Source organism: Candidatus Omnitrophota bacterium, from assembly GCA_016929445.1.
In the GTDB taxonomy this organism is placed as follows: Bacteria; Omnitrophota; Gorgyraeia; order JAFGIU01; family JAFGIU01; genus JAFGIU01.
Genome location: JAFGIU010000011.1, coordinates 38,128 through 62,862, shown reverse-complemented (window position 1 = coordinate 62,862; position 24,735 = coordinate 38,128). Strand labels below are relative to the sequence as shown.

At 54.5% G+C, this 24,735-nt stretch carries 17 protein-coding genes; 2 read left to right on the top strand and 15 right to left on the bottom strand.

Going from position 1 to position 24,735, the window contains the following annotated elements; all coding sequences use genetic code 11:
• Positions 1 to 5 precede the first annotated feature (5 nt).
• The 12 genes from JW937_01365 to JW937_01310 all read right to left on the bottom strand — a co-directional run bounded on the left by JW937_01365 (position 6) and on the right by JW937_01310 (position 13,432).
• Positions 6 to 1,391 carry an alanine racemase gene (locus JW937_01365; GenBank protein ID MBN1586059.1) on the bottom strand — a complete coding sequence of 462 codons (1,386 nt, stop codon included), beginning with the start codon at positions 1,389 to 1,391 and terminating at the stop codon, positions 6 to 8.
• A complete protein-coding gene (locus JW937_01360; protein MBN1586058.1) occupies positions 1,388 to 2,704 on the bottom strand; it encodes an ATP-grasp domain-containing protein in 1,317 nt (438 codons plus the stop codon). The genes JW937_01365 and JW937_01360 overlap by 4 nt, the downstream gene beginning before the upstream one ends.
• Positions 2,701 to 4,065, bottom strand: a complete 1,365-nt coding sequence (locus JW937_01355) for an ATP-grasp domain-containing protein (protein ID MBN1586057.1) — start codon at positions 4,063 to 4,065, stop codon at positions 2,701 to 2,703. The genes JW937_01360 and JW937_01355 overlap by 4 nt, the downstream gene beginning before the upstream one ends.
• The gene (locus JW937_01350) at positions 4,052 to 5,368 is read right to left on the bottom strand and encodes an ATP-grasp domain-containing protein (GenBank protein MBN1586056.1); all 1,317 of its coding nucleotides are present in this window, start codon (positions 5,366 to 5,368) and stop codon (positions 4,052 to 4,054) included. The genes JW937_01355 and JW937_01350 overlap by 14 nt, the downstream gene beginning before the upstream one ends.
• A gap of 3 nt (positions 5,369 to 5,371) precedes the next feature.
• On the bottom strand, positions 5,372 to 5,749 hold the full coding sequence (locus tag JW937_01345; protein ID MBN1586055.1) for a hypothetical protein: 378 nt from the start codon (positions 5,747 to 5,749) through the stop codon (positions 5,372 to 5,374).
• Between the two features lie 52 nt (positions 5,750 to 5,801).
• Positions 5,802 to 6,128 (bottom strand): winged helix-turn-helix transcriptional regulator, encoded by a 327-nt coding sequence (locus tag JW937_01340; protein ID MBN1586054.1) that lies wholly within the window; start codon positions 6,126 to 6,128, stop codon positions 5,802 to 5,804.
• 72 nt (positions 6,129 to 6,200) lie between these two features.
• Complete coding sequence (locus JW937_01335) at positions 6,201 to 7,595, bottom strand: MBL fold metallo-hydrolase (GenBank protein MBN1586053.1); 1,395 nt, start codon at positions 7,593 to 7,595, stop codon at positions 6,201 to 6,203.
• Between the two features lie 28 nt (positions 7,596 to 7,623).
• Positions 7,624 to 8,451: a hypothetical protein gene (locus JW937_01330; protein ID MBN1586052.1), complete on the bottom strand. Its 828-nt coding sequence runs from the start codon at positions 8,449 to 8,451 to the stop codon at positions 7,624 to 7,626.
• Entirely contained in the window at positions 8,444 to 9,712 is a 1,269-nt protein-coding gene (locus tag JW937_01325; GenBank protein MBN1586051.1) for a M48 family metalloprotease, read from the bottom strand. Before JW937_01325 ends, JW937_01330 begins: the two co-directional genes overlap by 8 nt.
• A gap of 237 nt (positions 9,713 to 9,949) precedes the next feature.
• Positions 9,950 to 10,783 (bottom strand): M48 family metallopeptidase, encoded by an 834-nt coding sequence (locus tag JW937_01320; GenBank protein ID MBN1586050.1) that lies wholly within the window; start codon positions 10,781 to 10,783, stop codon positions 9,950 to 9,952.
• A 128-nt stretch (positions 10,784 to 10,911) separates the two neighbouring features.
• Entirely contained in the window at positions 10,912 to 11,991 is a 1,080-nt protein-coding gene (fbaA, locus tag JW937_01315; protein MBN1586049.1) for a class II fructose-bisphosphate aldolase, read from the bottom strand.
• A gap of 139 nt (positions 11,992 to 12,130) precedes the next feature.
• Positions 12,131 to 13,432 carry a hypothetical protein gene (locus tag JW937_01310; GenBank protein ID MBN1586048.1) on the bottom strand — a complete coding sequence of 434 codons (1,302 nt, stop codon included), beginning with the start codon at positions 13,430 to 13,432 and terminating at the stop codon, positions 12,131 to 12,133.
• A 217-nt stretch (positions 13,433 to 13,649) separates the two neighbouring features.
• On the opposite strand from JW937_01310, the gene JW937_01305 reads away from it, so the two are divergent.
• Positions 13,650 to 14,024, top strand: a complete 375-nt coding sequence (locus tag JW937_01305) for a response regulator (protein ID MBN1586047.1) — start codon at positions 13,650 to 13,652, stop codon at positions 14,022 to 14,024.
• Positions 14,025 to 14,074: 50 nt separating this feature from the next.
• Positions 14,075 to 14,431, top strand: a complete 357-nt coding sequence (locus JW937_01300; protein MBN1586046.1) for a DsrE family protein — start codon at positions 14,075 to 14,077, stop codon at positions 14,429 to 14,431.
• A 62-nt stretch (positions 14,432 to 14,493) separates the two neighbouring features.
• Here the strand turns inward: JW937_01300 and JW937_01295 are convergent, their stop codons facing one another.
• The 3 genes from JW937_01295 to JW937_01285 form a co-directional block, all read right to left on the bottom strand.
• Complete coding sequence (locus JW937_01295; protein ID MBN1586045.1) at positions 14,494 to 20,547, bottom strand: S8 family serine peptidase; 6,054 nt, start codon at positions 20,545 to 20,547, stop codon at positions 14,494 to 14,496.
• Positions 20,548 to 20,798: 251 nt separating this feature from the next.
• The gene (locus JW937_01290; GenBank protein ID MBN1586044.1) at positions 20,799 to 22,001 is read right to left on the bottom strand and encodes an OFA family MFS transporter; all 1,203 of its coding nucleotides are present in this window, start codon (positions 21,999 to 22,001) and stop codon (positions 20,799 to 20,801) included.
• A gap of 204 nt (positions 22,002 to 22,205) precedes the next feature.
• Positions 22,206 to 24,593, bottom strand: a complete 2,388-nt coding sequence (locus tag JW937_01285; protein MBN1586043.1) for a hypothetical protein — start codon at positions 24,591 to 24,593, stop codon at positions 22,206 to 22,208.
• Between the last annotated feature and the right edge of the window lie 142 nt (positions 24,594 to 24,735).

Sequence of the window (24,735 nt, the reverse complement as noted above, 5' to 3'; positions counted from 1 at the left end):
GAATTTTACGCTTGGCAGATCGGAGGGTCAAGGGCGGCAGGCGCACCCAGTCCGGCGAATCTGTCTTCAAAAGATTCCCGGCTGCTGAGCAACTCATAAGAACCGTCTGAACAGAGCATCGCCGCTGCGGCCACGGGTTTGATGAATCTTTGCTGCAAGGTCTGCACATACGCACCCTGGTACAGCAATGCAAGAATATCCCCCTCTTGAATTCCGGTCCCGTAGTAGGAGTATCCCCACACATCATGAGGCGTACAGAGCGAGCCGTACACAGTGCAGCGCTGCTGATCCTCTCCAGGACGGCTCAGGTTCACCAAGGGCGCGTATTCCATTTCAAGTCGCTCCCACCCTAGCAAATGGGTTCCGGCATCCGCAATTACGGCTTGCTCAGTCTTGCAGTCCCGCACCTGAAGCAAAATTTGTACCGCACCGTTAACCAACCAGCGCCCGGGCTCCAGCCAAGGCTCCAGGGGGACTTGGGAGCTAATTTCCTCTTTGAATACCTGTCCGAGGCGTGAGGCCATTTCCTCAATGGGCAGGCACGGGCGGAAAAAATAGAAGGGCTGGCCCTGGCCCCACCATTGGTCAAAATCCGGAAACGCCGAAGGCAACACCAGATCCTGCGCATCCGCAAGCCAGGGATAAATCCCCTCTTCATTCGCGGGATAATACCCTCCCCCCATGTCCAAGAATTCCAGCGATTCCCGATCCTGCGCAGGCAGGTCTCTCAAAACCGCCCCCACCTGTTTGAGCGTGTGCGTGTGCGCTTGGGCATCCCGGACCCAGCTCTGATGAAACTGAAGGCCCCGGATCCGGACATCCGGCCAACGGTCCCTGGCCAAGGCCATTATTCCGGGCAGCGTTTCCAGGGCCACACCGAACTTATTCCACTGTCCCTGTGAAGTGGTGGAAATGCGAAGCCCCACGCGGGAGCTCCGGCCCTTTGCTTTGCTCAGGCTGTGGATGCGCTCCAATTCTCTCACGCTATCGGCTAAAACCGTCACTCTCCCGGGATGGGCCAGCGCCAGTTCGAGTTCCGGATCGGTTTTTCCGGGGCCGCTGAGCAAAATACGGCTGCATCCCAGACGCAGAGCCAGCTCCAGCTCCAGGCCGCTCGAGGCATCCAATCCCAGGCCTTCTTCCACAAAACACCGGGCAATCGCGGGAAAAGGATTGGCCTTAAGCGCATAATGGACTTTTGCTCCTTCGAGCGCGGTAGAAAACGCGGCCACAAATTTCCGGGCCCGCGTCCGCAGTATTTCTTCCTCCACAAGGTACAAGGGCGTTCCGTAACGCCGTGCAATCTCGAGCCAAGCCGGATGCCGCGGACTCAACGCTCGTACCTGTGCCCCCAAATCCCCCCGGACAAGACTGTCCTTGACACGACTCATACCGCGCTCCTTTGGGCATGGGCAAGCGGGAAAGTCCGCGAAGAGACAATGGCAAATTCCCCCGCTTCATAGAGCTGCCTGTAAAACTTCCGAAGAGACATTCCGGGTTCGAGCCGGGCCACGACCGCGCCTAAAAGCAAGTCCTGATATCCCCCGCTTTCGGTCCGCAACACATCCCCTTGAGAAAAATAGGGTTCCACCGAAAGAACCGCCGGATGATCGAGAAGGCTCTCCCAGCGGGCCTGCGTTAATTCGCCGGCATGCGGCGCCATCAGATGAAAAGCCACGATCTCCCGGTTGTGCCTTGTGGAAACAGGCTCCAGCTCTACCGGACACCCCAGGCTCACCAGGACTGCGGCCCGGACCGGGTCATATCCCCCGGCATACCGGGACCATTCGGGCAGGCAATCTCCTCCGGGACGCAAGCCGGCTTCCAGAAAGCAAAACCGGTCCGGAGTCCGGCCATCCTTGGCTCCGGAATCAATAAAGTCCAGCATGCACAAACCTCTTCGGACTCCCAAGGCCTGCAGCGCCTTTGCGGCCTGCTGCCTGAGTTCTTCTTCTTCAGCGGGAGTCCATCTCGAAGCGCAATAACCCAGAACGGTTCCGGCAGTCTCCTTGCGCTCCTGCATCCATTTGCGGTTAAGCCGCATGATTTTTGCAGTGGATCCGTGAATGAAGAGGTCCATGCTTCCTTCTTCGCCCCGGATATACTCCTCCACCAGAATCAGGCCTGCAGGATCACCGGCATCCCGGGCTTTATGGGCCAGGCCCGCGGCAACGGCCGCTATTTGCTCTTCCAGTTCCGCGGGTTCCCAGGCAAGGCGCACCCATTCGCTTCCCGATGCGGAAACAGGCTTTAATAGCCAGGGGCCTGCGGGAAGACAGCTCAATACGGTTTCCATTTCCTTTGAGGAACGCACCTCCACCCCCCGGGGCGTGGAAATTCCGGCTTCCTGCCAACAGGTTTTGGTCTGGTGCTTATAGCGGGATCGATGAATGGTCGATTGGTCGTGGAAAGGAAGCTTGAGAACCCGGGCCAATTCCGAGGTAAGCGCCAGATGATCGCACAGAAAGGTCACAATGCCCGCGATCCGGACGCCGTTTTGCGCCTCCCACGCTTGAATCAAACGCAGGCAGCGGTCTGCGTCTTCCAGATCCGCGGGGATCACGGAAGCAGCGGGCAAAGACTCCGCCCGGGAGGGACCGGCCAAAGCAACGGCATTCGGGGCCACTTGCAGCACTCTTTCAAAATAGTCCCGGCTGGGATGAACAACTAGAACAGGCCCCCGGACAGACGAAAACGGCTTCATGGGTTGATTGTTCTTGAATTGCTGAGGGCCTCGACAGGCTCTTCGGCTTCGACCTGAAACTGAATTTGGGGGTACAACTCGTCCAAAACCCGGTCCACCTGTTCGGCCGAATCCCCCTTCACGGAAATATATCCCAAAAACTCATAGCTCTCCGGAGGACTTTGGATTTTTTCTCCGGTATTGAATTCAAAATACAACTCGTCCACATTGGGGTGTTCCGAGACTTTTTTCTGTCCGCTAATGCCGCGCAGCACCCCTGTCTGTTCGGGCAGGAAATACCGCATTTTCATGGCGCCCCGGGGCCTGATCTGATTTTGGGGTTTCAGTCCTTGAGCCAGCTCCGCCCCGATTAAGTACGGATTGATGCCGCACGTATGCGAAATGAACCGCGAAATATTGTCGGCCCCTTGCCTGCCCGCAATTTCAAGAACCACAGGTCCTTGAGAATCCACCTTGAGCTCGCAATGAAACATGGACCGGGTCAAACCCAAGCTGCGCACTGTATTCTCGACGCATTGGAGAATTTGATCTTGAACCGGCCGGGGCAGACGGCTGGGCGTCCACTCCTGGTATTCCAAAAACCATTTCTCGTGGGCTTGTCTTTCCACATCCACCACTGCGAAAATCTTTACGTCCTGGTCCACCACAAATCCGTCCACACTCACCTGGGCACCCTCCACAAAGCCCTCAAGCATGAGATGCTCTGCCGGATCCATGGCCTCCCATTCGAGCAAACCCTCCAGGCGGGGGGGCAGCCAAAATTCATACGGGTATTCCGCATACTTAGCAGGATAAGTCCGAATATAGGAACTGACTTCCTCCCATACTTCCGTGGCCTCTTGAAGCGTGATATCCGGATTGAGCCGCACCACTCCATAGCTGGAGGACCCGCTGATGGGCTTAAGCACCATGGGTTGGCCGTGCCCGCGCAAGGCCTCGAATATCGCTTTGGCGGAAGAAACCAATCGGTAGGGGGGCATTCGCAGTCCGGCGCTCTCAAGAGTCTTTCGCATCAAGTACTTGTTCCGGGTGCACAAGACCGCATGAGGGTCATTTCCCCCCAGACCGAGAGCCGCTGCCAGGAGACTTGCCACCAGCACGCCGCTTTCCGAAAAGCTTAGAGTCCCGGAAAGCGGATCCTGGCTGTGCAGCTTCCCGGCTTGACTCAAGACCTCCTCCCAGGAATCCTGGAAGTCTATCCGGATAACCCGGTCAAAGCACTCCCAATCCTCCTTGGAAGGATTTTTCTTGAGCAGGGTGAACCGATACCCTTGGGCTTGAAGCGCGGGCAGGTAGCTGCGCGGATCTGCGTGGGTGTGCACCACCAACAGATGCACCGAAGCCGGATCAGCAGGCAGCATGAGCCAGCGTAGGCACGGTTGAGTGCGGCAGGTGTTTCGCTTTGTGCTGGGCGCAAACCCGCTGCCGGTGAACCGTTTCAATTTGAATCGACTCTTGAAGAACTTGAACCCAGCGCGACAATGCCTGATTGGCTTCGCGGTAGCTGCGGCCCTTGACACTTACCCACGCAAGGTTGTCGTACCCCAAAGGAGGAATTCTGACCATACTCTTGGACTTTGCGGTGAGAACCACTTCGATCAGTTCGTCATGTCCGGACCACTGGTTCAGGTCCGGCACGGAGACAACCCTTCCGCTTTGCTCAGGCACAAGAGTCTCGGAAACCGCGACACAACGGGCCGGCTGGGTGGGAGTGGCTATTGCCCCTAGACAGACCTTGAAGTTTTCCTCCACAAGATCCACCCCGTAAACTGCTTTAACCAACCCGTGAATACAGTCTCCGCCCATCCGCGCGCCGATCTCCACAATTTGCGGACCCTGGGCCGACAGTTTGACTTCCGCATGCAGACCGCAATCCCGCAATCCCAGCGCGCGCACGGCCGATCCCACCATCTCGAGAATTCCAGCCTGTGCCGTCTTTGGCAAACGTGAAGGAGTGACCTCTCCTCTTTCAATGAAAAACGGCTCCGTCATCGGCGACTTGTCGATCACTGCGTAGAAGACCGGCGTCCCGCCTTGCACAACTCCCTCTACGCTGACTTCAGGACCGGCAATATACGATTCGATCAGGAATTTCTGTCTTTGGTAGGGGTATACCGCACTCTGGATTCTGGCCCGGCCCAGAACAGAGTCAAAAACCCACTGTGCTTGGGACTCGTCTTCGACTTTCACCACACATTCGCTGTCCGCGCCGAACTCGGGCTTGAGAACGGCCGGAGCGCCGTGTTCGCGCACAAATTGGGCCGCGTCTTCCCAGGTTTCAACTTCTTGAAAGGCGGGCACAGGCAGCCCCATCTGGGCCATACGCCGGCGCATGACCAATTTGCTCCGGCTGGCCCAAGCCGAATCCGGACTTAGGCCGCGCAGCCCCAGCCTCTGGGCACATAGAGCCACAGTGGGGACGTCTTCTTCCCAAAAGGTGAGCACACCATCCACCGGGTCTTTCGCATGAATGCTGCGGACACGGTCCTCCAAACCCCGAACCGTTCGCGGACGGCAAACATGGAGTTTGTGAACGATTTCAGAAGCCCAATTCTGTTGGGGGTTCAGAAGCGTGACTCGAATGCCCCGCATCTGGGCAGTTTCCAGGATAAAGCGTTTTTTTGAAGAGCCCGAATGAATTACGAGGACATGTGCATCTTTCATGCTTCAGTCCATGCCTGACGAGATTGCGGTCTCGTCTTCGATTTCATAATTCTCTTCGACCGGAACACGCCAGGCGGAGAGGGACTTCGCAATATAGACACCCTCGGTATTTTCGAACTCGAGGTCCACCTCATCCCCCGGTTGCAGCTGATCCAGGGGAATGTCCCCTTCCACCACAAGAGCTGTACTCAACTCGTAGACCGTCTCGCTTTCCTCCTGGGTGATCGTATCGTATTCGCTCAGGGTAATTTGGTTGCCGTTAATACTCTTCACAACGCCGTAAGCGTAGTCCCATTCCCCGTCCGCAAATCCGGGACAGGCCATCAACAAACAAAAAGACAATAATATAAATCCCGCTGTAACCCACTTTGTCTGGCTCATCCCGGTCATGCCTCCGGATAACGGCTCCCGTTCTGGCAAAGCGTTTGCTTTCCTAAACAAGAGGCCGTAATTTGCACGTATCCAGCGCCACTTCGTCAGTGGCCTCCAAAAGCTCACACACCTTAGTCAAAAGTGATTGGACCCACCCCGGCTGGGCCTGGCTGATCCGGTAGTAAACAACCTGGCCCTCCCGGCGGTCCTCCACCAAACCCAGCAAACGCATACGGGCCAGATGCCTGGACACGTTCGGCTGAGAAAGCCGCAACATACTCGCCAGGGAATTCACCGGCATTTCCTCGCAGGAGAGAGAGGCCAGAATCCGCAGGCGGCTGTCGTCTCCCAGGGCCTTGATCACGTCTCTGACTTCTTGGATCTTCATGAAAAAAATCTCCCTCACTGGAGAGATATAATCATATAGGCATATGCTTGTCTACAAAAATATTGCGGCGCGTCACAGAAGCACCGTCTCTCCGTCCCGGGCAGCCTGTACCTTCCACCCCAGTTCATGCCTGATGACCTGCGCCAGACGTTCCGAGGCTCGTTTTTCACCGTGGACCAGGTAGGTTTCCCGGGGCGGCGCCTTAAAGCCGCTGAGCCACCTCAAAATCTCTTTCTGGTCCGCGTGCGCCGAAAGCCCGTCCACAGTCTCGATTCTTGCGCGGACCGGCACCTGCTGCCCGTGAATCTTGACCGTCCCCGCTCCCTCCTGCAAGGACCGGCCGCGCGTGCCCTCGGCCTGGTACCCGGTAAAAAGCACCGTGTTCATGGGATCAGGCAGCCGGTTCTTTAAATGATGCAAGACCCTGCCGCCCGTGGCCATGCCGCTGGCGGAAATAATCACCATGGGCCCGTCTTTTCCATGAAGCTTCTTGACTTCCTCCACATCCCTCACGTAACTGAATTTCTGCGTGTGCAGCGGACAGGACTCCGTCTTTGAGAGCTCCTCCATTTTCAGGTCGTGATCCTCATGGATGCGGCAATAGATGTCCGTCACATTGATTGCCATCGGGCTATCGGCATATATAGGAAGCACGGGGATTTTGTTCTGCTGCTCGAGGTCCCGGATCATCCAGATCAGCTCTTGCGTTCTCCCCACCGCAAACGCGGGGATAATCAGCACACCGCGTCTTTCTGCTGTCTCACGGATGACTCTGGCCAGATCAGGCAATGGATCGGGCGGGTGCACCCGGTCCCCATAGGTTGACTCGAGAAGCAAGACATCGGCCCCGGCAATCAACTCCGGGTCCCGGATCACCGGCTGGTTCCAGCGGCCCAAATCGCCCGAAAACACAAGGCAAACAGGATCGTCCTTGCCTAAGGCCGCCTCAACCAGGGCGGATCCCAAAATATGCCCTGCACGCCGGAACCTGGCCTTCAAGGTGCCGGCCGCTTCAAATTCCTCGCCATAGGGAAAGACCCTGAGCTGCCGGAGCGTCTTGTCCGCGTCCTCGGCACTAAAAAGAGGCAGGGCGGGCTTGTGCTGCGAAAAGCCGGCTTTGTTGGCGTAATTTGCTTCTTCCTGCTGCAGATAGGCCGCGTCCGGAAGAAGGACCTCCAGAAGGGCCTGGGTTCCGGCCGTGCAATAGATGGGCCCGCGGAAACCCTTTCTCACGAGTACCGGGAGATAGCCTGAATGGTCAATGTGCGCGTGACTCAAAATCACGGCGTGGATTTGTGCGGGGTCAAAAGGAGGCTCGCTCCAATTGCGCAAACGCAGTTCCTTCAACCCTTGAAACATGCCCGCATCCAACAATACCTGCACCCCGTCATACTGGATGTGGTACTTGGACCCGGTGACTGTGCCCGCTCCCCCGCAAAACCTCAGCGCGGCTTTTTTCCCGCTCATTCGCACCTTGTCTCCGCCGGGCCGTTCATCAGGGAGCAAGCACCGGTCCTGCGCTCGCCACAGCAGCGGATTCCGCCGCAGGGTCCACTGCGCCGGCCACGGCTGTGCCGATGTCTTCCGGGGAGATACCCGTCTGCCTCCTGGGATACTTCTTGACCACGCGACTCAGGACCTTACTGGACTTCTCTTGGTTGGACACATTAACGGCTTGCTCCGTGGCATTGTTGTTCAGCCACAAGATATCGCCGTTATTGCCGTCGATCATACCAACCAGCATGTTGGCTGCAGAAGTATTGTGAATCATGACCGAACCGGTCAGAACACCAATCAGCACAGTCTTGGCCATATCTTTGGCGATCTGGCCGCCCGTCTTTTTGAAGGCATCAATGGCCACAAACACCAGGGCGTCCGTGTCCGCCTCATCGGCCAGGATATTGATCTCCGGCCCGACCTTGTACTCGAACTTCTTCTTTGTTCTCTTGGAGATGTCCTTCAAAGCCTGCGAATACTGGCCCTTGAGTTTGTGGTAGGCATCCCGGAGTTCCGGATCCGCGAGCAGCGCCGCATCGCTCAAGTCCAGCTTCTTGATCTCATAGCCTTTATCGGAAAAGGTCTGTTCCAGGGTCTCGATGCTGTTTTCGGTGAGCTGCGCGATCTCTTCGGGCATGGGTTCATGCTCGCCGCCAAAGGTCAATTTGTAGACATCAATCTCCATTGGCACCACGGCCACACGGCTGATTTGCGCGCTTCGGGCTTCAAAGTCAGGGTGAACCCATTTCATACCGCATCCCGAAAGCATTGTTCCCAAAGCAATCAAACCCACCAGCGCCAAAGCGTGATTTCTTATTTTATTCATCCGTCTCCTCCAGGGTTCTGATCCTGCTGGCCACAAAGCGGCGGTCCCGCGCATCAGGCATCATGTCCAAATATTTCTGAAGCTCTTCTTTGGCCAGCCGTGCCTCGGGTTCGCCCGATGCCTGGTCCGCCAGGAGCAGGCCCAGACCTTTGTGCGGCTCTGCATAAAAAGGTGCTCCGTCAATGGACTCCTCAAAGGCGGCCCTTGCCGACCGGCGCCATTCGTTCACAATTTCTTCTTCCGCGCGGCCCTCGAACAACTCCTTCCAATGCTTCTTGGACAGCTCCCCCTTGGCCCGTTTAAAGTTGTTGGCCGCCACGCGATAAGCCTCACCGCGCTGATACAGCGCCTGGGGATCTTTGGGATTGATGCGGAAGAGGACCTGCAGATCGTCCAAGGCGTGAAAGGAGCGGCCCTGTCCAATATTGAGAGCCGCGTTTTCCAAACGGATATGCCGCGTGTCCCGCACAAAGCTCTCATCAAAGGAAATTGCCTCCGATGGCTCTATCCCCTGCTCTGCGAGCTGCGCGGTGATGTCCTGGACGCGCCTCTCGTTGGAAGGATGGCTTAACAAAAAGCTCGCCGACTGGCGGCCCTGGTCGTATTTTTCATGCTCTTGCATGAAAATGTGGAAAGTCTCTGTGGAACGCGACAAATCATAGCCGGCGTCTTCCAACGCCAGCAGCGCCTCCTGGTCGGAGCGGGATTCCTGCTCGCGGCCGTAGCCCGTGACCGAAGCCCCATAAACCAGGTTCAGGGTCAAATTGCTCAAACCGCCGGTCACCAGCGCATCCACAGGCACCAAAGCCAAATCCAGGATCTGCGCCGCCACGGTCTTGCTCCTGTAACTCCTCATGAAATACAAGACATCCCGGTTCTCCCAGTGGGATATCTCATGCGCAGCCACAAAAGCCAATTGATCCGGGTGGGTCAGGCGCGAAATCAGTCCGGTGTGAAAAAAGATATCACCCGAATACACAGTAAAGGCGTTCACGGAGGGAGCTTTCACCAATCGGAACTGGATCCCCTGGTGCTTGCCTTGCAAGTCCTCAGGCACTATCTGCCGGATCAAAGAAACGCCCTCGTCTTGGAACCATGGGTCGTCCCACACCGCGCCTTGGGTTTGGAGCTCCTGGACCATGCGCAGGGATTCTTCGCGGTAGCGCGCGTCATCGTCGGCAAATTGCGTGGGCACATGGCCTTCGCTGATCCGGACGCGATTGGCACTGGAGGAAGCACAAGCAGTAAGACTGACGGCCATAAGGCCGGCTAGGAATATCCGGAAGCTTTTCATCATTTTCTTGATGGCTGGAAGCTGCCCTGTTGTCTGAGCGCTTCCCTATTTGTTCTTCTTTTTGTCTTCCTGCTTTTTCCTTTTTGCACCGGACTGCTTGTTTTTCTTGTCCTTGTCCTTCTGGCCTTTGTCGCCCATCGGATTGCCTCCCTTTTTAAGACTCCCCCGCGAAACCTCTTTTCCGACACACGGGCATTCTACGCCTCACTGAGCGCTAAAACCACCCATAGGTGGAGCCTGAGTTCGATATTGCATTGCTTCGGGAATTGCGGCCTTGATATTTTGAATGCGTGTTTGGCCGGAGGGGTGGGTGCTCAGGAACTCAATATCCGGCTGTCCGTCCTTTTTCTGCAACATTCTTTCCCAGAAGGCCACTGCCGCATGCGGATCAAACCCGGCCATTGCCATGAAGATCAATCCCAACCGGTCCGCTTCGTTTTCCTGGAGCCGGCTATACGGCAATAGAACCCCGAACTGCGTCCCCACTCCAAAGGCTGTCATCCAAATCTTTTTGGTCTTTTCCGTCTGCTTCTCTAAAGCGGAAGAGAGAGCCACCCCTCCGAGTTCCGTCAGCAATCCCTGGCTCATTCTCTCGTCTCCGTGACGGGCAATCGCATGGGCGATCTCATGGGCCATCACCACAGCCAATCCGTCCTCATCTTTGGTAACCGGCAAGATCCCCGTATAGACCATCACCTTCCCGCCCGGCATGCACCATGCATTGGCTTCCTCATTCTCCACCAGATTAAATTCCCATTCGTAGTCTCTCAATTCATCCGCCAAATTGTTGGCCGCCATATATCTTTCAACAGCCTGTTGTATCCTCTGTCCCACGGACTTGACCCGCTGTGTTTGAGTCTGATCCCCGCTGAGCTTATTGGCCTTCAGAAATTCATCGTATTGCCGGTAACTCATGGAAAGCAGGCTTTGATTCGAAATCAAAGCCAGTTGCCTTCTGCCCGTTAAGGGCACCGTAGCGCAAGATGCGCACAGAAAGCACACGAGAACAATAATGTATCGTGGTGTCGTTGTTCGCATTGATTTTCCTGTCCCTTTGTCTTGTGCTCTAAATCAACCTGTGCACCTTAATACCGTCCCGTAAGAAAACGGGGCAGCAATCGCTCAAGGCGACTGCCACCCCGTCTCAAAACCGTCCTGGAAATGGACTAGTTGCGGTCCAAGGCGTTGAGGTCTTCAAAGGCGACTTTCAGACGCTTGATCATCGAAACCTCGCCCTCACGCAGCCACTTGCGCGGATCATAGTATTTCTTGTTGGGCTTGTCTTCCCCGTCGGGGTTGCCGATCTGGCCCTGCAAATAAGCTTCATTGGCCTTGTAGTAGTTCATCACACCTTCCCACGTGGCCCACTGCGTGTCCGTATCGATATTCATCTTGATGACCCCGTAGGAGATCGCCTCACGGATCTCTTCCCGGCTGGAGCCGGATCCACCGTGGAACACAAAGTTCACGGGATTCGGGCCGGTCCCGAACTTCTCCTGAATATACTTCTGGGAATTCAGCAGAATCTTCGGGGTCAGCTTCACATTGCCCGGCTTGTACACGCCGTGAACATTGCCGAAGGAAGCCGCGACCGTGAACCGCTCGCTGATCTTGTTCAAGCGCTCGTAAGCAAATGCCACGTCTTCGGGTTGGGTATAGAGCAGAGAATTGTCCATGCCCGTGTTGTCCACCCCATCCTCTTCACCGCCGGTGCAACCCAGTTCAATCTCCAGGGTCATATCGATTTTGCTCATGCGGGCCAGATACTTTTCGCAGATTGAAATATTTTCTTCCAGGCTTTCCTCGGACAAATCCAGCATGTGAGAGCTAAACAGCGGCTTACCCGTCTCGGCAAAACGCGTTTCTCCGGCTTCCAGCAGCCCGTCGATCCAGGGCAGCAGCTTCTTGGCCGCATGGTCTGTGTGCAGAATCACCGAAACCCCGTAAGCTCCGGCCAGGCGGTGGATGTGCTCGGCGCCGGCAACCGCGCCCAGGACTTCGGCCTGCAGGTTCTCCATCTTCAGACCTTTCCCCGCGTTAAAGCCGGCCCCGCCACTGGAGTACTGGATGATTACCGGAGAATTGACCGCCTTGGCCGCCTCCATCACAGCATTAGCGGAGTTGGACCCCACCACGTTCACGGCAGGCAGGGCAAAATTGTTAGCCTTTGCCACAGCAAAGATCTCCTGCACCGCTTTTCCTGTCACAACCCCGGCCGGGGCTACGCCACTCACCTTATTCGACATCAGAAACTCCTTTGGCTTAAGTATTCCTGTTCTTTACTCGAGAAAGTTTGTCCGACGGAAGAATTCCGCTAAAGCCCTCTAGTATAGAGACACCAGACCCAGGGATCAAGCCTCCCTTGTTAATGTACGGCTGGGGCCGTTATTCTTCGATCCGGATATAGTCAATCGCGACGGAATCCCCGATTTCAGGCCGGTGCAGAGGATCCAGGCGAAAACGGTCGGCAATTCCGGTCCAGGCAGGATTCCGGCTCAGATCGACCACCGCCTCCCGTGAAACCCCGTCTGCAATCACATCAAAACTGATCCATCGTCCGCCGCTTCCGGGCATCACTCCCTCCGGACCCCACATAAATTGAGCCTGTGAATCGGAACTCGTCAACGTGTAACCCAGGCGCAAAGTCTGATACTCGCTTGCGTCAAGCTGGCTCCCGGCCCCGGTGCGCAAATGCGGGTTGGTGTCCGTGACAACAGCCCGCAAAAAACCTCCGCTGACCTGCACCGAACCAAGTCCGCGAATGGGAGCCCATCCTTCCGCATCTCCCTCGGTATTAAACTCCCACGCGACTCCTGCGGGTTGGGGGCCTCCGGTGCCCAAAGCAACCGCGCTGGCAATGTCCCAGTTATTGCGAATGTAGTACATGCGTAAGAGACCATCGGGCATTCTCAGGACCTCAGGCATTGCGCCATTGTCGATTTTCAAATCCCGCTCCAACTCCCAGTTCAGCCCGTCTTGGGATACGGCACTACTGATAAAGCCAATCGTATCTGTGCCGCCCCTGGATCCGAGGTACATACGAAAACGTCCGTCCGCCTCAATGTGTACATCGCATGTGTAGGCACCGTCCAAAACCGTTAACCGGGTACCGGCCTCCACGGTCCAGTCCAGCCCATTGGGGGATATTGCACTCAGAAGAGCTTCTTGTGACTGGGAGTAAAAATACATTCTGTAGTTTCCATCCGGCAGTTGGACTACGTCCGGAATGGCCCCATAGTCCACAAGCAAAATACCCTCCTCAGTCCAGTACAAGCCCTCATCAGAAACCGCACTGTAGATTTGGTGTCCGCCTCCAACTCTGTTTCTGTGAAAGTACATCCGGTAAGACCCATCGGCTAATGTCACCACATCCGGATATGTTGCAACGGCAGTCTCTCCCCCCACCCTTATGCCGGGTTCTTTTGTCCAGTGCAACCCGTCGCTGGACACCGCACTCACCACATACATGAGTCCTCGCAGGGGAGCTTCAGAGTAGTACATCCTGTACGACCCATTGCCCAACCGGACTACTGAAGGAGATGCCTGCTGATACTTGGACAGGTCATGTATCACTCTGATTCCACTCTCCTTAACCCATTCATAGCCCATGGCAGACTCCACACTCGCACTTAAACTGAGCGAGCAAAAAGCAATCAGCATTACCAGAAACCTCGAAGATGTATGCATAATTAACTCTCCTCCTGCCAGATCCTGCATATCACATCAGCAATTCAGCGAGCCCCTATTACACGCCCATTGCGGACTTAGCAACCTGACATAGATCATATCGCAGGTTTTCGAAGAGAATCCAGTATCCCCGGCAAGTGGTTAAAGACCGTGCTAGAATACTGCGAATAAACGGGATAGGACTCCGTTGGGTTTTTGAACGCCAGGAGCTTGAGGCTTGGACAAAAAGAAAATTCTGTTGGTCGATGACTCCCCCGGGATCACAGAGGCTGTCGGCGCTGCCCTGGAAGCCACAGGCAAGTATGCAGTACAGGCGGTGAATGAAGCGACACAAGCCTTGCCTGCTGCGCTTGCTTTCAAACCGGATCTCATTTTGATTGACTATTTGATGCCCTATGAAGACGGCGGCAGCATTGCCAGACATCTGAGAGCCGAAGAGGATTTGAGGGACGTTCGTATTATCTTTGTCACCGATATGGCACAAGAGGGAGAAGAAACCGGCCTGGGGGATCTTGTGGGAACAAGTCCGGCAATCCCGAAATCAGCCGGCGTTCCGGGTGTTCTCCGCGCCGTGGAAGAAGCGTTGAAATAGACTTAAAAGCAAGGATTAGCCTCAAGCCGCCCAGGAAAGGAGACAAACGAATGAAAGTGCTGGTAATCTTTAACCGTGAGCCCTACGACAACACCGATGTGACCTGGAACGGTCTGCGTTTGGCCGCCAAGTTGACCGAATCAGGACATGAGGTCAGATTGTTTCTGATGAACGACTCGGTTGATATGGCCCGCGATGTTTGCAAGCCGCCTGAAGGCTACGACCAAGACTTGTCCCAAATGCTTAAAGACCTTATTGCCAAGGGTGTTGCTGTCAAGGTCTGTGGAACTTGCATGGCAAGATGCGGCATCTACAAGAACCATCCGTATTTTGATGGGGCGGTAAAATCTACAATGCCTGAATTGGCGGAGTGGGTTATTGACAGCGACAAGGTTATTACTTTTTGAGCCGGCTCTCGCCTGGAATAAGGCAAGGAAGAATTCCTCCGGTTTCGCGAATGGCACAGCCCTCATTCGACCTCGATTCTGAACGGCGCCGTCTCGCCAATTGTTCTCCATCCGGAGTCCACACTGGAATCTTGGATCTGGGCTTTGAGAATCACATTCTCATAAACACCCGGGCTCGCGAATGTGTGACGAAACTCCGCCGTCACCGTCTGCTGCGGCCGGATCTCCACCCAGTAGCTCGTGTGCATCTTAGAGTCCATCACCACCGCCTGGCCGTTAGGATAAAACAGGCTCGCCGCCACATACTTGACGCCACTGGTGGTATTTTTGAACTTCGCTGCCCACCGGGCGCTTTCGCCCACCTTCAAATTCCAATTCCAACCACCCTCAAAACCTTCTGCGGTCACAGTACCCGCTCCATACGGGTCTGTGACCTCGATCTGCATCGGCAGACTCTCAGCAATGATGTCGCAGCCTCCGGGGCTACTGAAGTGCTGCACTTGAGCAATCAGAATCACATCTGAGTACCCGGCTTTCCCGAGGAAGGTGTGCTGGATTTCAGCACGCACTGTCTTCCAGGGCCCCACCGAAACCCAGTTGCTGGTGTGGATTCTGTAGTCGATCAAGGCCGCCCCTCCGTCTTTCACAAAAAGGCTTACGGCCACCCGCTGATAATGAGCAGTTTTGTTGAGGAAATCTGCGCCCCACGTATGAGTGTCTCCCACTTCAAACTGCAGAATCTTGCCGGTACCCTGCAAAGGCCCCGCCACAAAAACTCCCTCCTCAACCAAATCTTCCTCGCCCGTGCGCATAAATTGGATCTTGTCGATGGAAAAGCTAATCTGTTCTCCTGGCTCCACCTGGATAATGGGGTAGATTCGGAACTGCCGGATTGTCCCTTTCCACTCCGCGTGATTTGAGAGATCAATCCGCACGTCCTGCCAGGTTCCGGGAGTGTATTCAAAATATACCTGCTTCGCATCGTTCCACACGGTGTCGGATTCCGTGATCCAGCGCAATTTCAGGGTCGCCTTGCTGCGCGTGGACCCCACCTCATATCTCAGAAACAAGTTGCCGTACTCGGCTGCCGGAAGTCCCAGATTCGACAGGCTGTAGGTGTGAGCCCACGTGTGTCTGGATGCACCCTGCAATGATCCCTCTTGAACCCGAACGTCCAGCATTCGATACGTGCTCCACCCTTCCATGTCGCCATCCTGATCGAATCTCCACAAAAACGGCGCGGCCGGAGGACTCACCTTAATTGTCTGCGTTTGTTTGGAACTCAACCCACCGGGATCCGTCACCATCAAGGTCACCGCATGAAATCCTTCCTCCATAAAGGTGTGGAGTCCAGAAATCGACTCGCTGTAAGGGCTATCGGCTTCATCCCCGAAGCTCCACCAATAACGCAGTTTTTCACCTTCCGGATCCGTACTCTGCGAGGCATCAAAGCGCACACTCAGAGGCGCATCGCCTCTGAGCGGCGTCAACAACGCTACCGCATGAGGCCGCTGGTTCGGCACCGGCAAATCCATGTTCAACACAGCAACGTTGTTGCTCTCGTAACCCTCGATCACTCTGTTCTCCGGATCCAGATGTGCTTTCAGTTGATGCAAACCGCCTTCAAGGGGCATCCGGACCTCAACAACAAGCTGGGTCACGCCACCCGGAAACAGCAACTGTGCTTCAGCCACACCAACAAGCCGGTCATCAAAAAACCATGAGAGGGATACTGACTTCACCAACTGCGCTCCCGCATTGCGCACCGTCACCAAAAAACTCTCTCTTTCCCCAGGCTTGGGTCCTCCCGGACTTACCCCTGGCGGGGCCAGGTACTGCAGCCCCTCTACAGCCAAGTCCACTAGCGGCGTGTCCGAAATATCAAGAAAGAGCAGTCTTTCATTGTTTGTTTCATCCGATTCTTCTACCGTCCTCTGGCTGTCTGCTTGAACGCTGAGTTTGTACACTCCCGCTTGAGGAATCCAGCTCACCTGAGCCTGCTCTCCGGTGGAGATTTCTCCACTCGCCAAGTTGGGATATGCCGTTATCTTCGCCCAGCTGGAGGACTGACCCGTAAGGGCCCATTCCATTTTGAATTCCCCACTATTACCTGCCCCTTTATTGAGGACAGGCACGCGCAAGAAAAGGGGTTGCCCGGGCATGGGCAAAACCTGTAACCCTGATTCCTGTGCATAAAATTCAATTTTTTCCGGAACCAAATCCGAAAGCTTCTTCCGAACCACAAACCTTCGTTCCCTCTTATTGTTGGTTTGATCTGGATCCGAGACCACCTGAGCAATGTCTACCTCAAAACTCACGGTATGTTCTCCCGCGCCGAGGCAGTCCCTTAAAAACTCAAAGGTTTGTTCGTCTCCGGGTGCCATATTGTCAACATTTACGACTCTCGAAAACGCCGGTCCGGGAGTATCTCCCTCATCATTCCAATCCCAACGGCACTGAAAAGGGCCTGAATCATTCTCGCCAATCCAGGTCACGGTTGCTTCTGCCCTGGCCGCATCCCCCTCCCAAATGTCTCCCGCTTCAAGAGACTCATTTGTCCGGGGATCGAGCAGAGCAAGGGTCCCGATAGACAGATCCATCCCGGATAATATCTGGTAATGCACGTAATACCCTGTGTCACAAAACAAACCTGCACGAATATCCGAGTAAAATAACCTGCCACCATTGATATTCGCCCAAAACTGCGGCAGAGGATAAGCAGTCAGCCTTTCTGTCTTGCCTGATTTCATATTGAAACCATAGAGATCCGAATTCATCCCGCTGCAGACCACCTCCCATACAACCCAACCATCGCCAATGGCCGGAGGGTGTGTTTCGGACTTCTCATCCGTCAAATCCTCAATATTCCCTGATTCGATATCCAGCAAACAGATGCGTGACTCACCTGCAAGAAATTGATGGGCATGAGATGAACCCTCGTTGACGTTTTTCACATACCCTTTGAAAGCTATTTTGTCTCCATCCATCGCGGCATAGGCTTGGTGCTCCTCATTTTCAAGGAGCCACCGCCCCTGCTGAGTCTCCAGAGAATACAGCCACAGCCGATGTCTTCGCGCGTCAAAATCAAATGCATTCCAGACAAGATACTTGTCTGAGATCGCCAGCCGCGCGTATTCCATAGTGGGATTGGGCTGCAAACGGGTCATTGCGCCTGTGGCAAGATCCAAAAGTGTCACGTAATAAACAAAAACCTCGCCTGGGTTTTGAGAATTTTCTACGTCAACGAACGCTAATCGTCCATCCGAATAGACCAGGTCTCGGGCTAGACTATGGCATCGCATTAACAGCTCTTCCCGGCCATCCTCCATATCTCGCTTCACAAGCCCCCGGCTTTCTTCTAAATAGAATAATGCGTTACCCGCATACGCAAGTCCGTTTATATAGTTGGTCGTCCTTTGCAGAACCTGCTTCTGTTTCGTGCTCAGATCCACAAGACTGATCTCAAAACCGTTGTATCCGCTGTAATGGCCCACCGGAGCTCCATGCACAACAGCCATGGAGTTGCCAAAAACAGAGTACATAGCTGCCGGAAAGGGAATCACTTCAAAAGAAGGCTCCACAATAACTCGTTTGAATTCCGTGTATGACTTATCTTTAGCCCCCTTCACAGTGAGTTCCAATCCATACGAGCCAATAGGCAACCCTCCAACATTCCACACACCCAACAAACCGTTTTGCACAGGCAAAACACTCTCAGCCAAATAGGTCCAATCATGTGTTGCAGAGTCCAAGGAAGCCACCCTCAGTAGGTAAACCTCAAATCCTGGTCCTGAAGCCGTTCCGGTAATCCTCAACTCTCCAACGGGTGTCACCGAACCGTCGGCAAATGGACTATGGATGCAACACTCCGGAGGCAAAGGGCAATCGAGCGTGGCCGGGGCATTAACACACCCCACACCCGTTAGAAAATCCTGACCCTCCTGAAAGATGTCCCGTGCGCCGGCTCGAATCGTCTGCCGAACCTGATCCACATTCAAATCCGGATTCTTCGCAAGAACAAGCGCCGCCAAACCGCTGACATGCGGTGCGGCCATGGAGGTGCCTGCCAGCCGTATCAGGTTCTCATTCACCACCCACTCTGCATAGTAGTGGTTGAAGTATCGAGCCTTCAAACTCAAAATGTTATACACAGATGTGTGGACACCGGGGAGGTCGGGCTCTCCCCCACCCGGAGCACAGACATCCACTACGTAACCTCCGTTGGTAAAAACAGCCGGTGTGTCGAAAGGAGTACTCGCTGATACAACAATGGGTTTTGCGTCCGGATAGCTCATATTTTGAGGGCTGATGAATCCCGCATCCGCACCATAGTCATTGGCAGCGGCAAAAACCACCACACAACCCCTTGTCATCGCATAATTCACTGCACTTTCCGCAACAAAATCATGAATATTATAGGAAGGACCACTCCAGCTGCAATTCATGACATCGGCTCCGTTATCCGCCGCATACGCCATGGCCTCCGCCAACATGGAAATGTACCCTGAGCCATTATCACAAAACCCCTTAAGCGGCATAATTTTGGCTTCGGGAGCCACCCCGATAACACCTTCATCATTGGCTTGCGCCGCAATAGTCCCCGAAACGTGTGTGCCATGTCCATTGAAATCCATAACATCGTTGTCCGGAGGAGCATCATACGTGCGTCCTGCAAAATCCCACCCACGAATATCATCGACAAATCCGTTACCATCGTCGTCTATTCCGTTGGCGGGCACCTCGTCTTCATTTATCCAAAGGCTTTCAGCAATATCCGGGTGAGTATAATCCAATCCCGTGTCCACAACCGCCACGACCGTGCCCTTGCCCAGGGTAATATCCCAAGCATCTTCCATGTTCATCTGGTTTGCCTTTAATCCCCACAAATCCGGATAGTCTTGACCCCAGGAGTTACTGGTGTAAAAATACTCATCCTTTGGCAGCCATTCCAGTTCCACCTGGTAGTCCGGCTGGGCGTATTCCACCAGAGGATCCGAGGCAAAAGCCTTCACAGCTTCCATTACTTTCACATCCTCCCGCAATTCCAAGCAATACACGTGGTATGTGGAAAGAGCGGCGACCCCTTCCGGAACCCGCTCTGCACGTTTAGGGAACTTCAGCATCACCTGCCGTGTGAGGTATTCTTCCGCATACTGAGGGGCCATCGAAGCAGAGACATCTTTCATCGAGGGACGGAAAAGGGGTTCCGTCTTTTCTACTCCAAACTTTTGATACAATTCGGCCAGACGGCTGCCCGGAGCTAAGTTACAAAGAGGAACCGGCTGCGATGCCTGATACTCCAACGCAGACGGAAAATCTCCTCTGAGTTTGATAAGTATCCGATGGGGCGCGTACCTTCCCGCTCCCGTTTCCGCCCCATCATTCCCGGACTCCCGCCATTGGTGCACGGAATTCCCGTAATCTCCTCTCCATGGCCATGTGCTCGAATCACCGTCCTGAACCAGGCCGTCTCCAAAAGTTCCTCCTGCGGCACTCTCTCCCATCGCTTCGATCCCACCGGGCATTTCCTGATTGGCCGGAATTTCCGCGGAAAGAAATTCAATCCGGTCGATGGAAACCCTCTCTCTCCCCTCTTGCGCCTTGAGCACCGGAAAATACCGGATTTGTTCAATGACTCCATGCCATTCGGCGTGATCCGACAGATTGATGCGAATATCCTGCAGCGCCCCCGTTACCACATCAAACTTGATCTGCTTGGCCGCGTCCCATTGCGTCTCTTCCGAAGTAATCCAGCGCAATTTCCCCTTTGCCGCCGTTTGCGGCGAAGTCACTTCACACCTCACGACTAACTCACAATATTCTTCCGCCACCAACCGCAGTTGCTTCCGGCTCAGAAAATTCGGGTTCGCTGCCACCGCGGTACCCACATACGATCCAGCGCTTACCGCCGCCCCATCCAGATTCCGCGCACTCCAGCCTTCGGCATTCCCGTCTTCGTCGAATTCCCATACATACGCCTTGCCCGGATCTCCCTCCTCTTGACCGCAAACCCCACATACGGCAACGGACAGAACAACTACCGACAGTGTAACGATTATACTGGCAAAGGAATGTGGCTTTATAAATGCCCTGAATCGTGACGGAAATACAGCCATAAACGGCTCCTTTATATAAGTTATCTGTAAAAGGACGTTGGAAAACCGCCTGCAATTCTTCAAAGATAGCACAGACATTAACCTTTTGCAAGCTCTTTTATAACTAATTATTAATTTTATCCAATAAGTCGCTCTCAACGACCTGGAGAATGTGGAAGGCTAATTTATTAAAATGCTTATAACTTCTGTGTCTGTATTGCTGCGGGGAAGGAGCAGATGGACATACCGCTTCCTGCTTTATAAATGGGGGGTCAGCACGCATTGCATGCCTTAATACCCGGTTTGTTAAGGAATAAACATATTAACAGGCTCCCGATTAGGGCTATTCCTCCTGCAAAATAGAAAGCCACTAAATAACTCTTCGTCATATCATGCACCCACCCCCCCATCACCGGCCCAAAGAAACACCCGATTCCGTACCCAATAAAAATGAGCCCGTAATTAACTGCGAAATCCCGCTGCCCAAAATATTCCGCTGTCAGCGCCGGATAAACGGCTAAAAAACCGCCGAAGCACAGGCCGATTGCCATAGATAGCGCATAAATAACAGGCAAAACGCCCGCAGGGTACAAGGCAAACATCGCCAAACCAATTGAAGCGCATAAGAAAATAAGTATCTTTTTACCGCCCCAAATATCGGATGCATAGCCGAAGACAACCCTGCCGGCACCATTAAAAATTGACAAAATAGTCAAAGCCAAGGCACCTTGCATCGCGTCAAAGCCTTTGTCGGCGATAAAGGCTATCAGATGGCCTATTGTCATCATTCCGGCGACCATGGATATGAAATAGGTCACAAACATTATCCAGAAAGAACCGGTCTTGAGCATTTCCATCGGTGAAAATGCCGCGTCATTGATCGCGCCTCCACCCTTCACGCTGTCCGGTACAGGCGGGCTTTTTAACAGCTGAGCCGCCGAGGTAATGATCAGTCCGAAAGCAATTCCGCAGACCGCCATTGTTGTCCGCCATCCATATGTGTTAATCAGCTTTGTGATAAGCGGTGACAAAAACGCGGTCCCAAAACCAAAACCGAACACGATGATACCGGTTACCAAACCTTTTTTTTCGGGGAACCACTTAATACCGCTGGCAATTGAAGGCATATAGCTTAATCCTGTCCCTATGCCGGCAATAACTCCGTAAGACAAATACAGTGCGATTGGCGTATGTGATAAAGAGGCCAGTACCCATCCTAAACCGACGAGTATTCCCCCGGTACCCGCTGTTTTACGTGGCCCGATCTTCTTCTCTAAGAGCCCGCCAATTACCATAAAGACAGAAAAAACCAGCAAGAGCACCGATACCGCAAAAGATATTTTGGCCCGGCCCCATCCCATCTCTTGGTCAATGGGAATCAAAAATACACCCCATGCGTATGCCACTCCCAAACACATCAGGATTGACACTCCGCCCACAACCACACTCCAGCGATAAATTGTTAAATTCTTCATTAAATTACAGTTCCATTGATATTGAATATCATGTAATCCTCAACCGTTTATACTGCTCCCCGTTTGAAAAATGAGATGCGGGGCATCTTTTCTTCGGTGTGCCGTTTCCGGGACATAGTCCACTTGACCTTCTTATCCCTTTTTACCACCCGGAATTTTTAATTTCCACCTGTTCAATTATTTTGGGAAGGCCAACCGGCAGGACTAAAGAGCAATTTCAAGAATCAGATGCTTGGATGCCTCCATCCCGGCATCAGCCGGAGGCTGTATGGCGTGCAGTGCGCCGGATCGGAGCTCTCGGGCAAACTCGAACAGATCCGTATGGGTCGGAAGCTGCAGTCCTGATTTCAGTGCATTGAGAATCTGCGTAAGATAGGTCCTATCCCACCTCATAATGGAGCAAATGGATTCCGCATCCAAATCCAGAACAAGGATTGCGTACCAAACCACTTCCATATCCGCGGACCAACCCATGGTCGGAGCTTTGAGTCGTCCGCCGGGACTGGAAACCCATTCTTGGGCCTTTTGGCGAAGTTCCTCGGCCAAAGCCCGATCCGGTCTTTTACCTTTATCAGAGCCCAACAAGGCGAGAAGCTCCTCATCCACTTCGAGAACAGTCTCCCTAAGAAATTCAGCGGCCTCGGCAAGATCGGCCTCGGAAGGCTCCTCTGCCTCCTCCAATGTGTCCAAGGGCGGGGCACTCATTGCCCAAGGTTCTGAGACTTCCGGCCCCTTGACTTTCCGGGCCGGCCGGGACGGCCTGCTGCTGGGCCTGGTCTCTCTTGGTCGCTGCGTCCCCATCCCCAAGCCTTCCTCTTCTTGGGCCGTTCCCTGCCAGGCAAATTCTTCGATCCGTGGCATGGGCTCCCTCCTGTACAGGTTCAGGTCCGGGCGGAATTGAGCCCAAATCTCTTGCGCGGGAACCTGCGCATAACGCGCTTCCTGGACCTCATACACAATTCCTCCCCCAGCCTCATGGATTGCTGCAAGATAACCGGCAAAGGCATCCTCTAACCGGCGAAGGCATAATTCGGTGGGCCTTGTCGCGGATCCCCACACCCGCAAGCCGGAAATCAGGTTGGCTTCAAAACGCTCCATCTGTCCTTCTATAGAGGGGTTTCCCAAGAGAAGTTCCACTCCTCCCGGACGGTGGCTGTCATAGACGGGGCTTTTTGCGCGGATGTATCCGAGAGCCGATCGCAGCGGCCGCTGTCTGTTCTGAAGCCGGAGCAACAATTCCTGGAAGAATTGAGTTGCCTGTCCGGTATCGGCAAAATCCTCGTGATAAAAGGCCATGAGCTGGAGAAGTTGCGGAGAAAGATGCTCTGGTTGAAGGCTGGAGGGATTCTCCGGCAGATCCCTCTCCGGCCCTGCATCGGATCCTGGAGCGGAGAATTGCTTCAGTGCGGCAAGCGGAATCTCTTCGATGCGTTCCCCGTTCCGAAGAGCATGGACCACGGGCAATACATCCGCCTCGCTCACATCCCTCATATCAATCCCGTTTCCACAGCAGGCCGTGAACAGAACCAGGTAGGGCCGGAAAGCGGCAAAGATCTCCTCCGCCCCGGCAGGAGGCGGCGCTTCGATTCCTCTTTCGAGAAGGACTTCCTCCCCGGCAAGAAAGGCGAGTATCGCCGGCACTGCATCCAGCTCCTCAATGTGCCCCAGGCGGTATTCCCGATTCAAATCTTCACGGATTTGGGAATCTTCAACCTGCTGAACAAGGCCGGCAAATGCGGACCCATCCAGCCCGCGCACCAACAGCCTCCAGAAGCGCCTGTCATCGAGGTTAGTATCAACGCGAACGACTGAAACCAGATATTCCGCTTGTTCCCGGCTGCTGAGTCCCCGGAACCATTCCATGGCCACTTCCGCTTTATGGGTCTCACTGACCCAGGCAGGGGGCCGGGCCAGGTAGTGGGGCCATTGCCACAGTTCCAACAAGTGCTGGCGCTCTTCCATCAGTTCCAATTCAAGCACAAGGTCTGACTCGAGCAACAGGTCCCTGTCCAGTTTGATCCCTGGCGCATTTTTCTGATCGCCGGGCTCGATGCTCGCATGGAGCGGTGCGTTTTCTGTAAAGATCAGGTGTTTCAAGACAATACCGTTTTTCTGTGACAGTTCCAAAAGAACTCGATTAATCAGGGAAAATTTGCCTTGAAGATTGGCGGCCCGGTCCTCCGGCGATGAAGACTCGGCCCCGGCTGCAAGAACTCCGGCCAATCGCTCCGAGTCCGGCACAAGGCCATCGCGACCGAGTGCCACACGTATCTCCCCGGCTGCCCGGTTTGGATCCACCCGGCGGCTGCGCAGGGAAGTGACTTGTGGGTCTGAAAACATGCTTCTCAGCCGGGCCACAACAGGCATCGGAACTCCCGAAGCTTCCAATAAACCCTGCGTATGGATGCTTTGCGCAAGCCCGGGGCGGAGCCCGGGACGGGATTCGATGTAGCGGCGCACAAAAGCCTCCTCCTCCGGGGAGTATTCTCCGTTTGCAAAGGCGATAAGGCAGGAAAGCGCCGTAAGGGAATCCGCTTCCAAGAGCCCCTGGGCCGCCGCCTGACGCAGAGCTTGGTTGTGCTTAGCTGCCACGGCCAGGCTCTGAACAGGAATTTGTGCAACGGCGCCCGTCGTTGTCGTGCCCGAAATGCAAGCAACAGCGAGCAGGATTCTAAGAAGCTGGGCCAGGAAATATCTGCGGCATATCCTGAGACTTTTCATCGCGTAAAATGGA

What these genes read in the sequence shown, in the direction of transcription:
- JW937_01355 (MBN1586057.1), bottom strand. Translation starts at nt 4,065, where the DNA reads ATGCTGCCTGCTGATCCGGCTTCGGTGCATCTGTTGGTGGTGCACACC.
- JW937_01330 (MBN1586052.1), bottom strand. Translation starts at nt 8,451, where the DNA reads ATGAATAAAATAAGAAATCACGCTTTGGCGCTGGTGGGTTTGATTGCT.
- fbaA (MBN1586049.1), bottom strand. Translation starts at nt 11,991, where the DNA reads ATGTCGAATAAGGTGAGTGGCGTAGCCCCGGCCGGGGTTGTGACAGGA.
- JW937_01350 (MBN1586056.1), bottom strand. Translation starts at nt 5,368, where the DNA reads ATGAAAGATGCACATGTCCTCGTAATTCATTCGGGCTCTTCAAAAAAA.
- JW937_01360 (MBN1586058.1), bottom strand. Translation starts at nt 2,704, where the DNA reads ATGAAGCCGTTTTCGTCTGTCCGGGGGCCTGTTCTAGTTGTTCATCCC.
- JW937_01300 (MBN1586046.1), top strand. Translation starts at nt 14,075, where the DNA reads ATGAAAGTGCTGGTAATCTTTAACCGTGAGCCCTACGACAACACCGAT.
- JW937_01335 (MBN1586053.1), bottom strand. Translation starts at nt 7,595, where the DNA reads ATGAGCGGGAAAAAAGCCGCGCTGAGGTTTTGCGGGGGAGCGGGCACA.
- JW937_01320 (MBN1586050.1), bottom strand. Translation starts at nt 10,783, where the DNA reads ATGCGAACAACGACACCACGATACATTATTGTTCTCGTGTGCTTTCTG.
- JW937_01310 (MBN1586048.1), bottom strand. Translation starts at nt 13,432, where the DNA reads ATGCATACATCTTCGAGGTTTCTGGTAATGCTGATTGCTTTTTGCTCG.
- JW937_01365 (MBN1586059.1), bottom strand. Translation starts at nt 1,391, where the DNA reads ATGAGTCGTGTCAAGGACAGTCTTGTCCGGGGGGATTTGGGGGCACAG.
- JW937_01345 (MBN1586055.1), bottom strand. Translation starts at nt 5,749, where the DNA reads ATGAGCCAGACAAAGTGGGTTACAGCGGGATTTATATTATTGTCTTTT.
- JW937_01325 (MBN1586051.1), bottom strand. Translation starts at nt 9,712, where the DNA reads ATGGCCGTCAGTCTTACTGCTTGTGCTTCCTCCAGTGCCAATCGCGTC.
- JW937_01290 (MBN1586044.1), bottom strand. Translation starts at nt 22,001, where the DNA reads ATGAAGAATTTAACAATTTATCGCTGGAGTGTGGTTGTGGGCGGAGTG.
- JW937_01340 (MBN1586054.1), bottom strand. Translation starts at nt 6,128, where the DNA reads ATGAAGATCCAAGAAGTCAGAGACGTGATCAAGGCCCTGGGAGACGAC.
- JW937_01295 (MBN1586045.1), bottom strand. Translation starts at nt 20,547, where the DNA reads ATGGCTGTATTTCCGTCACGATTCAGGGCATTTATAAAGCCACATTCC.